Here is an 11365-nt window from a genome sequence, read left to right on the forward strand (position 1 = left end):
GCCGTTGCAGTGCTAAGAGCCCGTCACCTGGGTGCGGAGTTCCTTGAGCTTCTGCACGTCCTTGGCGTGCGGGTCGGCCGGGCCCGGGGTCTCCAGGGTCAGCGGCACCCCGGCGGTGACCGGGTGGACGAACAGTTCGGCGAACGGGTCGGCCCCGATCCGGCCCGCGCCGATGTTCTCGTGGCGGTCCTTGTTGCTGCCGCACTCGGCCTTGGAGTCGTTGGCGTGGATCAGGCGCAGCCGGTCGGCGCCGACCACCTCGCCGAAGCGGTCGAGCATGGTGCGCATGCCCTCCCGGCTGGCGATGTCGTGGCCCGCGGCGAACACGTGACAGGTGTCCAGGCACACCTGCGCGCGCGGGTGCCAGTCCAGCGCGTCGAGGTACCCGGCCAGGTCGTCCACGGTGGCGCAGAGCACCTGGCCCTGGCCCGCCATGGGCTCCAGCAGGACCGGGGGCACGCTGTCGCCGAGGCGCTCCAGCAGCGGCAGCAGGCGGTCGCGCATGCGGGCCAGGCCCTCGTCGCGGCCGCCGCGCACGGCCGAGCCGGTGTGCACGACCACGCCCCCGGCGCCGATGTCGGCGCCGCGCCGAAGCGCGTGCTCCAGGGCGGACAGCGACTTGCCGCCGACGGCGTCGTCGGGTGTGCCCAGGTTGATCAGGTAGGGCGCGTGGATGAAGTTCGGGATGTCCGTGCGGTCGCGCAGGGCGGCGTCCTCGGCGGGGTCGCCGTCGGTGACCGCCCAGCCGCGGGGGTTGCCGACGAAGACCTGGACCGTTTCGGCCCCGATCTCGGCCGCGTACGCCAGGCCCTTGGTGGCCAGGCCGCCGGACACGGGGACGTGTGCCCCGATCGGTGAGTGCTGTGTGTTGGTCATGGCTGGTCACCAGCCTAAGGCGTGGCCGGGGCGGCGGGCGAGCGGCGCACCTTCCACGTGGCGACCAGGGCGAAGGCGACGGTGACCAGCAGCGCCCAGGCGCCGAACTTGGCGGGGTGCACCATGGCCCAGGCGTCGGCCTGGTGCGGGTACTGCCAGGCGCCCATGAGGGTGGAGGCGTTCTCGGCGACCCACAGGAAGAACCCGATGAGCACGAACGACAGGGCCAGCGGCATGCGGTGGCGGGTGGCGCCGACGGTGTAGTGCACCCACACGCCCCAGGTGGCGGCGACCATGGCGGCGGCCAGGGGCAGGCGGATGTCGGGCAGCCAGTGGTGGGTGAGGAAGTTGACGTAGACCAGGGCGGCGACGGCGGCGGTGGCCAGCGGGCGGTAGCCGGTCAGGCGCAGGTCGAGCAGGCGCCAGGAGCGCACGACGTAGCTGCCGACGGCGGCGTACATGAAGCCGCTGTACAGCGGGACCCCGCCGATCTTGGTGAGGGCGGGCTCGGGGTAGGCCCACGAGCCCATGTGCACCTTGAACAGCTCGAAGACCAGGCCGACGACATGGAAGCCGAGGATGGCCAGGACCTCGCGGCCGGTCTCCAGGCGCAGCGCCCAGAACACGGTGGTCAGGGCCACTCCGTAGGCCAGGAGGGCGTCGTAGCGGGGGACGGCGTCGGGCAGCAGGGCGGACAGGGCCAGCCCGGCGAGCAGGCAGCCCGCGAAGGCGCAGGAGGAGGCCTGGAGCAGGCCGAAGCGCACCAGCCAGGCCAGGCGGGCGGCGGCGGCCCGGGCGGTTCCGCGCGCCGCGGCGCCGACCGCGGCGGCCAGGGCGCCCGCGGTCGCGCGGGCGGCGCCGGTGGTGCTCAGTCCTCCCCCTCTCCGCCCTTGTGCTCCTCGCCGATGGCGTCGACGGCCACGGCGACGGCGATCACCAGCGCGGGGTCGCCTCCGGCGTCGGTGCGGTAGGTGTTGACGTCCACGGCGTAGGTGTCGCGCAGGCGGAACCACTTGCGGGAGATGGCGGCGACCGGCCCGCCGTCGTCGCCGATGGTGTACTCCTTGTCCAGCAGGTCCCCCGTCACCTCCCACTCGGTGCCGTCGTCGAGTTCCACGGTCAGGCGGTCGCGGAAGGGGCTGATCAGGTGGCGGCGGACGGTGGCGACCGTGTCGCCGTCGCGTTCGATGCGCATGGTGTCGCGGATGGCGAGCTTCTTCTCCCGGATGGTGAGCAGGAGCCGCCCTTCGGGGTCCTTGAGCTCGAAGGTGGTGCGCAGGCGCAGGGCCTTGCCGTCGACCCAGAAGGCGCGGTCGCCGTTCTCGTCGGTCACCCAGAAGTCGTCGCCGATGTCGAAGACGCGTTCGCGAACGAGGAATTTCATGCCACGAGCCTAGAACGGGCGGCGCCCGCGCGCCGTCGTGCGCCTCCGGCCGGTGCGCGGAGGCGCTAATCTGCGGTCCGTGAGTACTCCGAGCGACCAGGTGACCCTGCATGATGTGACGTCCGCGCTTGAGAAGCTGTACCCGCCCGCCTGGGCGGCCTCCTGGGACGCGGTGGGCTTGGTGGCCGGCGACCCGGACCGCCCGGTGCGGCGGGTGCTGTTCGCCGTGGACCCGGTGGCCCCGGTCGTGGACGAGGCCGTGGAGTGGGGCGCGGAGCTGGTGGTGACCCACCACCCGCTGCTGCTGCGCGGGGTGACCAGTGTCGCCGCCACGACACCCAAGGGGCGGCTGGTGCACCGGATGATCGAGTCGGGCATCGGGCTGTACACGGCGCACACCAACGCCGACACGGCGCGGCCCGGGGTGTCGGACGCGCTGGCGGCGGCGGTCGGCCTGGTCGGGGAGCTGCGCCCGCTGGACCCGGACCCTTCGGATCCGGAGGGGCTGCGGGGCATCGGCCGGATCGGTCGCCTTGAGCGGCCCATGGCCCTGCACGAGTTCGCCGAGCTGGCGGCGGCGGGGCTGCCGCGCACGGCGGGGGGCGTGCGGGTGGCCGGGGACCCGGAGCGGACCGTGTACGAGGTCGCGGTCTCCGGCGGGTCCGGCGACTCCCTGCTGGACGCGGCCCGCGCCGCCGGGGTGGACGCCTACCTCACCTCCGACCTGCGCCACCACCCCGCCTCGGAGTTCGCCGAGCACGGAGGGCCCGCGCTGCTCGACGTCGCGCACTGGGCCGGGGAGTGGCCCTGGCTGGCCGACGGCGCCGAGCGGCTGCGGGGCGTACTGAGCGCCCGGGGGGCTACCGTGGAGACCCGCGTATCCGCCACCGTCACCGACGCCTGGTCGCAGACGTTTCCGAGGGAGTCCTGAGCACACGTGAAAGCCGAACCCGAACACCAGATGCGCCTGCTGGACGTGCAGGAGATCGACAGCGCGCTGGCGCAGCTGGCGCACCGGGCCCGCACCCTGCCCGAGATCGAGGAGGTGAAGGCGCTCGACGGGCGCATCACCGAGCTGGGGGACCGGGTGATGGCCGCCGAGACGGCGCTGTCGGACCTGGACCGGGAGCAGCGCAAGGCCGAGTCGGACGTGGACCAGGTGCGCACCCGCTCCGACCGCGACCGCAAGCGCCTGGACGCCGGGCAGGTGTCCTCTCCCAAGGAGCTGGAGTCGCTGCAGTCGGAGATCGCCTCGCTCCAGCGCCGCCAGGAGGAGCTGGAGGAGGTCGTGCTGGGCGTGATGGAGCGCCGGGAGGCGGCCGAGGCGGAGCTGGCGCGGCTGCGCAAGGACCTGGAGGACGCCCGGGGCGAGCGCGAGGCGGCCGAGGACCGGCGGTCGGCGGCCATGATCGACATCGAGGGCGAGCGGGCCTCGCAGGCCCAGCGGCGCGAGCGGGTGGCCGCGGAGGTGCCCGGGGACCTGCTGGCGCTGTACACCAAGCTGCGCGACCAGTACGGGGTGGGCGCGGCGGCGCTGCGCTACGGCCGGTGCGAGGGGTGCAAGCTGGCGCTGAGCACGGCCGAGCTGGGGCAGATCCGCCAGGCCGAGCCCGATGAGGTGCTGCGGTGCGAGGAGTGCCGCCGCATCCTGGTGCGCACGACGGAGTCGGGGCTGTGATGGGCCGCGCGCTCATCGTCGAAGCCGACGGCGGGTCGCGCGGCAACCCGGGCCCGGCGGGGTTCGGCGCGCTGGTGCGCGACGCCGCGTCGGGGGAGGTGCTGGCCGAGGCCGCCGAGGCGCTGGGCACGGCCACCAACAACGTGGCCGAGTACCGGGGCCTGATCGCGGGCCTGGAGGCGGCGGCGCGGATCGACGCGGGGGCGTCGGTGGTGGCGCGGATGGACTCCAAGCTCGTGGTGGAGCAGATGTCGGGGCGCTGGAAGGTCAAGCACCCGTCGATGCGGCCGCTGGCCGAGCGGGCCAAGGAGGCGGCGGCCGCCCTGGGGTCGGTGGTCTACGAGTGGGTGCCGCGTGCGGAGAACGCGCACGCGGACGCGCTGGCGAACGAGGCGATGGACGCGGCGGCGGAGGGCCGCCCGGTGCGCTTGGGCGAGATCGGCGGGGGAGGGGAGGCGTCCCCGCCGCCCCCCGCCTCTGCTCCGGAGGGCGCCGCCCCGCCCGCGGCGCGCGCGCAGACGGCGCCGTCGGAGGGGACGCCCCCGGGGGCCGTGGGCGGCGGCTGGTCGGCCGAGCCGGACACGGCGCCGACGCGGCTGGTCCTGCTCCGGCACGGGGAGACGCCCATGTCGGTGGAGAAGCGCTTCGCCGGGACGGGCGACATCGGGCTGACCGACGTCGGCCGCGAGCAGGCCCGCCGGGCCGCGCGGGGCCTGGCCGGGACGGGCATCGAGGTGGTGGTGTCGTCGCCGCTGCGGCGCACGATGGACACCGCGCGCATCGTCGCCGAGGAGCTGGGGCTGGAGGTCGAGCCCGAGGAGGGGCTGCGCGAGACCGACTTCGGCGAGTGGGAGGGCATGACCTTCGGGGAGGTGCAGGAGCGGCGCCCGGAGGACCTGGCGCGGTGGCTGGCCGACCCGGAGGTGGCGCCGCCCGGCGGGGAGAGCCTGGCTGCGGCGGTGCGCCGCGCGGGCGAGGGCCGCGACAAGGTGGCGGCCCGCCACAGGGGCCGGAAGGTGCTGGTGGTGACGCACGTGACGCCGATAAAGGCGCTCGTGGCCCAGGCACTGGGGGCGCCGGTGGAGGCGCTGTACCGGATGCACGTGGACGTGTCGAGCGTGACCAGGGTGGACGTGTTCAGCGACGGCCCGATGCTGCTGAGGTCGTTCAACGACACGCACCACTTGGAGGTGTAGGGCGGCCGTTTCCGTCCGCCGGGCCGTGGGTGGTTCGGGCGCGTGGCGGCCCAGCAGGTACCCCGCCTACCGGCCCCGGCCGGGCGGCGGGCCGCCGGAGCGTGAGGTAGCGGGAAGCGATGGCAGATCGGGTGCCCCGCCCAGGGGCGCCGGCCGTCTTCGGGCCGTGGGGGTGCGAGGTGGGAGGGCGGCGACGATGCAGGTCGGCGGCCCTTGCGGCAGCGTTGTCGGGTGGCGGGCCTGCGGGTGGTCGCCGTGCTGGGCGGCGGCTCTGCTGGTGCCCCGCTTGTGGGTCCCGGCCGGGCGGCAGGCCGTCGGGGTGCAGGGGAGCAGGCGGCTACGGGGTGAGCGGGGCGGTTCCCCGGCCTTGCCTGCCGTGCGGGGGGTTCCTCGCGGTCGGGGTGGGCGGCGCGGCACCGGGGTTCGCGGTGGTCGGCGCCCGGCCGGGGGCCGCGAGTGGGGTACCGGCTTCGCCGTCGCCGCCGAATACGGTGACCATTCGCGCCCGGCGGTCGACGGTGCTGCGGGACGGGCCGCTCACCCCTGTCGTCGCACCGGGGCCCGGTGGGGCGCTGCGCTCTGACGGCTCCCCGCCGTTCGGCGGCTGGAGGCGGAACGTCATGTCGGCGACCCGAACGGTGATGGCGCCGAATCGTTAGCGAATCCGGGGGAAATGTCCGGCATGCTGCCGATCATGTGGAACCGAAGCTTCCTGATCCTCCACGGTGTGGAGAACCGGCGCCCCGCCGACCACTGGCAGCATGACCTCGCGCTGCGCCTCCGGGAACGGGGTGAGCAGGTCTTCTACCCCCAGCTTCCCGATCCGGACCGCCCCTCGCTCGACGGGTGGACCGGGGCCGTCGAGGCCGAGCTGGCAATGATGCGCGGCGAGCGGGTCGTCGTCTGCCACAGCCTGGCGTGCGTGGCGTGGCTGCACGTGGCCGCGGGCCGCGCCGATCCCCCGGCCGACCGCGTCCTGCTGGCCGCCCCGCCCGGGCCGTCGGTGTTCGACTGGGACGTCATCGCCGGGTTCACCCCGGCGGCGCTGGACCTGGGGGCGCTCACGCTCTCGGCGTCGACTCCGCGGCTGGTCTGCTCCGACGGCGACCCCTACTGCCCCGAGGGCGCCGCCGACGCCTACGGCAAGCCGATGGGCTGCGACGTCGACCTGCTGCCCGGCGCCGGCCACATCGCCGTCCCGGACGGGTACGGGCCGTGGCCGTCGGTCCTGGAGTGGTGCCTCGACCCGTCGGTCCGCCTGGCGCCGAGGCCCTGACCGGAGCGGGGGCCTGGGCCGGGTCTGGTGGCGCCGGTCGGGCCCGCGCCCCCTGCGGAAGCGGGAGCGCGGGCCGGGTCCCACGGTGCGGGACCGGCCGACACGCGCTGCGGGAGGTGCTTTGGGCCCCGAGGCGTTCCACCATGAGCCCATGGCCACTGAAACCACACCGCCCCCGTGGCGCGGCATCGGGCGCCGCGCCGACCGCCGTTCCGAGGTCGGGCCCGTCGAGCTCTACTTCGACCTGGTCTACGTCTTCGCCATCATCCAGATATCGCACCTGCTCATCGAGCACCTCACCTGGAGGGGCTTCGCCGAGACCGCCGTCGTCTTCGCCGCCATCTGGTGGGGGTGGAACTACACCGCCTGGGCGATGAACTGGCTGAACCCGAACAACTCCCGGGTCCAGCTGCTCAACGCCGTGCTCATGCTCGCCTCGCTGGGAATGGCCGTGGCCATCCCCTACGCCTTCGCCGACTCGGGGCTGCTGTTCGCCGGGTGCTTCGTCTTCATGGGGATCGTCCGCCCGCTCTTCATGATCGTCGGCTTCAGGGGCGAGCAGCTGGCCGCGAACTACCGGGCCCTGGTGGCCTGGTCCGCGCTGGCCGGGGTCGTGTGGATCGTCGGCGCGGTGCTGCCGCCCGAGGAGCGGTTGTGGGTGTGGCTGCTGGCGGTGGCCATCGACTACGCCGCACCGCTGGTGAACTTCACGATCCCCGGCCTTGTGACCGCTCCGATGGAGCGCTGGCAGACCGACCCCGAGCACCTGGCCGAGCGCAACCGGCTGGTCTTCATCATCGCCCTGGGCGAGTCCATCCTGCTGATGGGCGGCGCCCTGACCGACGAGGGGGTCGCCGACGCCGGCATCCTGCTGAGCCTGCTCACCGGGTTCATCGGCCTGACCGTGCTGTGGTGGAACTACTTCGCGCTGGCCGGGCACGACGTCACCGGCGGCCAGGGCGGTACGGGGGCGCTGCGCTTCGCGTTCGCCTATGCGCACGCACTGATGGTCTTCGGGGCGATCCTGGTCGCCGTCTCCATCGAACTGCGGATCTCCCACCACGAGCTCGACCCCGCGATCGTGCTGGTGGTGGTCGGGGGCCCACTGGTCTACCTGGCGGGCAACCTGCTGTTCCTGCGGTCCCGCTTCAGCCGTGTCGCCCGCTCCCGGCTGGTCGCCGCCGCCGTCCTCCTCGCGATCGGTGCCGCCGGGCTCGCCTGGTACGACCGGCTGCCGGTGATGGCCCTGACGGTGCCCGTGCTGCTGGTGATGGCCACCCTGGCGTTCCTCACCGCGCGCTCCCGCTCGGCTCAGGGCACCGGCTGACCCTGCCCCGCCCTCCGGCCCGCCCTTCCCGGCCCCGCCCCGGGAGGGCGGCCCGGTTCCATAAGGGGACCCCGTCCCGCGGGCCGGACGGGGGGTCATCCTCCGATCGACGAAACGGGGGCGAAGGCGGGCGTTTACGGACGAAACAGCAGGCACAACCCCCTCCGACGTGAAAAATGGTTATCAAGATCACGCCCACGGCCACACTTTCCCATCGCCGGTTGATTACATTTAGTGATTGACAGCGTCCGGTGAGTGGCCGTGCGGCGTGCCGCCCATGCGCGGCGCCGCGCACCCCCGCGTCCTCATCCACCGGTGGGCCGCTGTCCCCAGAGCGCCAGTTCGTCACACCCGATCGAGGGGGACACATGCGTCACGACGCCCCGGGAGCACACGCCGGCCACCCAGGACACCCGGGCCTCGCCGCCCGCCTCCGATCGCTGCCCTTACTCTCCAACCCCGTCGGCGACGTCAGCGCCTCGCTCGTGGTGTTCCTCGTCGCCGTCCCGCTCTCGCTCGGCATCGCCGCCGCCTCCGGGGCCCCGCTGATGGCCGGGATCATCGCCGCCGCGGTCGGCGGCATCGTCGCCGGGCTCGTCGGCGGCTCCCGCATCCAGGTCACCGGCCCCTCGGCCGCCCAGACCGTGATCATCGCCGACCTGGTGGTGCGCTACGGCTGGGAGGTGATGTGCCTGATCACCCTGCTGGCCGGGCTGCTTCAGGCGCTGCTGGGCGCCGTGCGCATCGCCCGCGCCGCCCTGGCCGTCTCGCCCGCCGTCATCCACGGCATGCTCGCCGGGGTCGGCGTCACCATCGCCCTGGCCCAGCTCCACGTGGTCCTGGGCGGCGACCCGCCCAGCTCGGCCGTGGCCGCCATCCGCGAGCTGCCCGGCGCCCTGGCCGGGGCGCACCTGCCCGCCGTCGCCGTGGGCGCGCTCACCATCGCCCTGCTCCTGGTGTGGCCGCGCCTGCCCGGCCCGCGCGCCCTGCGCGCCGTCCCCGCCGCGCTGGTCGCGGTGGCCGCGGCGACCGCCGCGGCGGTGGCGGCCGGGCTGGAGGTGGAGCGGGTCTCGCTGCTGGCGTCCATGGGCGAGGGGTGGACCGGCCCGGTCCTGCCCGACCGGGCCGACGTGCACGGGGTCGCCATCGGCGTGGTCACCGTGTCCCTGGTGGCCAGCGTGGAGTCCCTGCTGTCCGGCCTGGCCACCGACCGCCTGCACGAGGGCCCCCGCATCCGGCTCGACCGCGAACTGGTCGGCCAGGGCGCCGCGAACGCGGCCAGCGGCGCGCTGGGCGGCCTGCCCGTCTCCGGGGCGATCGTGCGCAGCACCGCCAACGCCCGGGCCGGGGCCCGTACCCCGCTGGCGGCCGCCCTGCACGGGGTGTGGGTGGTGGTGTTCGTGCTGCTGTTCGCCCCGGCGGTGGAACTCATCCCGATGGCGGCGCTCGCCGCCCTGCTGGTGATGATCGGCGCGCAGATGGTCCACCCCCGGCACGTGGCCGACCTGCGCCGCCACCACGAGGCCAGCGTCTACCTGGTCACCCTGGCCTCGGTGGTGCTGCTGGGCCTGCTGGAGGGCGTCCTGATCGGCTTCGCCCTGGCGCTGGCGGTGTCGCTGCGGCGGCTGACCCGCCTGACCGTGCTCACCGAGGAGCGCGACGGCCGCTGGCACGTGGTGGTGCAGGGGTCGCTGACCTTCCTGGGGGTGCCGCGGGTGGCCCGCATGCTGCGCACCCTGCCCACCGGCTGCCACGTCGACCTGGACCTGCACGTGGACTTCATGGACCACGCGGCCTTCGAGTCCATCCACGCCTGGCGTGTGGACCACGAGCGCACCGGCGGCAGCGTCGACATCGACGAGGTGCACGAGAACTGGTACGAGCGCAGCAGCATGCACGCCCCGCCGGTGGGCAAGACCGCGCCGGGCGGGCTGGCGCGCTGGTGGGCGCCGTGGCGGATGCGCGGCGGCTACGACAGCTCGGCCCCGCCCACCGGGCTCCTGGTGGCCGGGGCCCAGGAGTACCACTCCAGCACCGCCGGGCGGATGCGCGCGATGATGGGCCGCCTGGCGCACCGGCAGCACCCCACGGCGCTCTTCATCACCTGCGCCGACTCGCGCGTGGTGCCCAACCTGATCACCGCCAGCGGTCCCGGCGACCTGTTCACCGTGCGCAACATCGGCAACCTCGTCCCGCCGCACGACCGGGCGGACGACGCGTCGGTGGGCGCGGCCGTGGAGTACGCGGTGGAGGTGCTGGAGGTGCCGTCGGTCGTGGTGTGCGGGCACTCGCACTGCGGGGCGATGAAGGCGCTGATGGACGGCGTGCACGAGGCCCCGGAGGCGGTGCGCGCCGACCGGCTGCGGCGGTGGCTCGGCCACGGGAGCGCGTCGCTGGAGCGCACGCCCCGCGAGGCGCTGGAGGCCGCTCCCGGGGCGGAGGCTCTGCGGGCGCTGGCCCAGGCCAACGTCGAGCAGCAGCTGGAGCACCTGCTCACCTACCCCGCGGTGCGGCGCCGCCGCGAGCAGGGGCTGCTGGAGCTGACCGGGATGTTCTACGACCTGGACACCGCCGAGGTGCGGGTGCTGGACCCGGGGACGGGGGCGTTCGTGCCGGTCGCGGACGGGGCCGCCGGGAGCAGGATCCCCGGCCCCCGCGGCCCCGTCGGCGGTGCGGGCACCGCGGGCGGTGCGCAGGGCCCGCCCCCGGAGTGGGAGCACCCGGAGCGGGAGCACGCATAGGGGCGCTGCCCCCCCAGGCCAAGAGGCGCCCCCGCCGGGACCGTGGAGGGCCCGGCGGGGGCGCCTGCCTTCGGGGGGCGGGGCCCATGCGCTCTCCGCGTCCGGTGCCGTGTCGTCGGCGGGCGGGCGCCNGAGTTCGGGCGCCGCAGCCGGTCAGAGTACAGAGGCCATCGACCGGCGTGGCCGGACGCGGGGCCCAGGAGCCCCCAGGCGGAAGGACGGACCATGGCGACGCTGATGGTGGACTTCATCATTTCGCTCGACGGCTACGGGGCGGCGGAGGGCTGGCCCGGCTTCTGGGGCATGGAGGGGCCGGAGTACCTCGCCCGGATCGAGGAGGAGGGCGGACAGGAGCACGTCGCCCTCATGGGGGCCACGACCTACCGGCTCATGTCGGGGTTCGCCGCCGAGGCGCCGGAGGACCCCGGCTTCGCCCAGCTGGCCGCGCTGCCCAAGGTCGTGTTCTCCTCGACCCTCAAGGCGCCGCTGTCCTGGAAGAACTCGGAGTTGGTCGCCGGGGACGCGGTGGAGGCCGTGCGCGAGATGAAGCGGAGCGAATCGCGGCCGCTGCGCACCATCGGCAGCCTCAGCCTGTGCCGGTCGCTGCTCCGCGCCGGGATGGTGGACCGCTTCCGCGTGGTCGTCTTCCCGGTCGTCACCGGCGCCACCGGAAGGGACCGGATCTTCGACGGCTACCCCGACATCACCCTCGACCTGGTGGAGAGCCGCACCTTCGACGGCCGGCTCCAGCTGCTCGAATACGTGCCCACGGTCCTCGACGCGCCGCCGGGCGCGGGTGCCTGAGTCGGTCGGTGCCTACCAGCCGGTGCCCGAGCCGGGCGGGCTTCAGCCGGGCAGGCTCCGCGCCGCACCGGCGGGGGGGGGGG

Annotated in this window: 10 protein-coding genes; 7 read left to right on the forward strand and 3 right to left on the reverse strand. The window is 74.6% G+C overall.

Translation table 11 applies throughout. The features are described from left to right. Window positions 1–12: 12 nt before the first annotated feature. From D476_RS0108575 to D476_RS0108585, 3 genes are all read right to left on the reverse strand, one after another. Window positions 13–876 carry a deoxyribonuclease IV gene (locus tag D476_RS0108575; RefSeq protein WP_017623535.1) on the reverse strand — a complete coding sequence of 288 codons (864 nt, stop codon included), beginning with the start codon at window positions 874–876 and terminating at the stop codon, window positions 13–15. A gap of 14 nt (window positions 877–890) precedes the next feature. Continuing rightward, on the reverse strand, window positions 891–1640 hold the full coding sequence (locus tag D476_RS0108580) for a DUF817 domain-containing protein (RefSeq protein ID WP_017623536.1): 750 nt from the start codon (window positions 1638–1640) through the stop codon (window positions 891–893). 104 nt (window positions 1641–1744) lie between these two features. Beyond that, a complete protein-coding gene (locus tag D476_RS0108585) occupies window positions 1745–2260 on the reverse strand; it encodes an LURP-one-related/scramblase family protein (RefSeq protein ID WP_017623537.1) in 516 nt (171 codons plus the stop codon). A 100-nt stretch (window positions 2261–2360) separates the two neighbouring features. Here D476_RS0108585 and D476_RS0108590 point away from each other — a divergent pair, with 100 nt between their 5' ends. The 7 genes from D476_RS0108590 (at window position 2361) to D476_RS0108620 (ending at window position 11282) form a co-directional block, all read left to right on the forward strand. Next, window positions 2361–3191, forward strand: a complete 831-nt coding sequence (locus D476_RS0108590; RefSeq protein ID WP_026123356.1) for a Nif3-like dinuclear metal center hexameric protein — start codon at window positions 2361–2363, stop codon at window positions 3189–3191. 6 nt (window positions 3192–3197) lie between these two features. Next, window positions 3198–3938, forward strand: a complete 741-nt coding sequence (locus D476_RS0108595) for a zinc ribbon domain-containing protein (protein ID WP_017623539.1) — start codon at window positions 3198–3200, stop codon at window positions 3936–3938. Further along, window positions 3938–5134, forward strand: a complete 1197-nt coding sequence (locus D476_RS0108600; RefSeq protein ID WP_017623540.1) for a bifunctional RNase H/acid phosphatase — start codon at window positions 3938–3940, stop codon at window positions 5132–5134. The genes D476_RS0108595 and D476_RS0108600 overlap by 1 nt, the downstream gene beginning before the upstream one ends. Window positions 5135–5828: 694 nt before the next feature. After that, entirely contained in the window at window positions 5829–6410 is a 582-nt protein-coding gene (locus tag D476_RS0108605; protein ID WP_040725702.1) for an RBBP9/YdeN family alpha/beta hydrolase, read from the forward strand. Window positions 6411–6561: 151 nt separating this feature from the next. Then, window positions 6562–7737, forward strand: a complete 1176-nt coding sequence (locus tag D476_RS0108610) for a low temperature requirement protein A (protein WP_017623542.1) — start codon at window positions 6562–6564, stop codon at window positions 7735–7737. A gap of 368 nt (window positions 7738–8105) precedes the next feature. Next, window positions 8106–10478 carry a SulP family inorganic anion transporter gene (locus tag D476_RS0108615; protein ID WP_192826365.1) on the forward strand — a complete coding sequence of 791 codons (2373 nt, stop codon included), beginning with the start codon at window positions 8106–8108 and terminating at the stop codon, window positions 10476–10478. A gap of 225 nt (window positions 10479–10703) precedes the next feature. Next, entirely contained in the window at window positions 10704–11282 is a 579-nt protein-coding gene (locus D476_RS0108620) for a dihydrofolate reductase family protein (RefSeq protein WP_017623544.1), read from the forward strand. The last annotated feature ends 83 nt before the right edge of the window (window positions 11283–11365 follow it).

The sequence above is a fragment of the Nocardiopsis chromatogenes YIM 90109 genome (genome assembly GCF_000341185.1).
GTDB classification, from domain to species: domain Bacteria; phylum Actinomycetota; class Actinomycetes; order Streptosporangiales; family Streptosporangiaceae; genus Nocardiopsis_A; species Nocardiopsis_A chromatogenes.

Bases quoted from the DNA above. Each gene is read 5' to 3' on its own strand.
- D476_RS0108610 (WP_017623542.1), top strand. From the start codon at position 6,562: ATGGCCACTGAAACCACACCGCCCCCGTGGCGCGGCATCGGGCGCCGC.
- D476_RS0108615 (WP_192826365.1), top strand. From the start codon at position 8,106: ATGCGTCACGACGCCCCGGGAGCACACGCCGGCCACCCAGGACACCCG.
- D476_RS0108575 (WP_017623535.1), bottom strand. From the start codon at position 876: ATGACCAACACACAGCACTCACCGATCGGGGCACACGTCCCCGTGTCC.
- D476_RS0108585 (WP_017623537.1), bottom strand. From the start codon at position 2,260: ATGAAATTCCTCGTTCGCGAACGCGTCTTCGACATCGGCGACGACTTC.
- D476_RS0108620 (WP_017623544.1), top strand. From the start codon at position 10,704: ATGGCGACGCTGATGGTGGACTTCATCATTTCGCTCGACGGCTACGGG.
- D476_RS0108600 (WP_017623540.1), top strand. From the start codon at position 3,938: ATGGGCCGCGCGCTCATCGTCGAAGCCGACGGCGGGTCGCGCGGCAAC.
- D476_RS0108605 (WP_040725702.1), top strand. From the start codon at position 5,829: ATGTGGAACCGAAGCTTCCTGATCCTCCACGGTGTGGAGAACCGGCGC.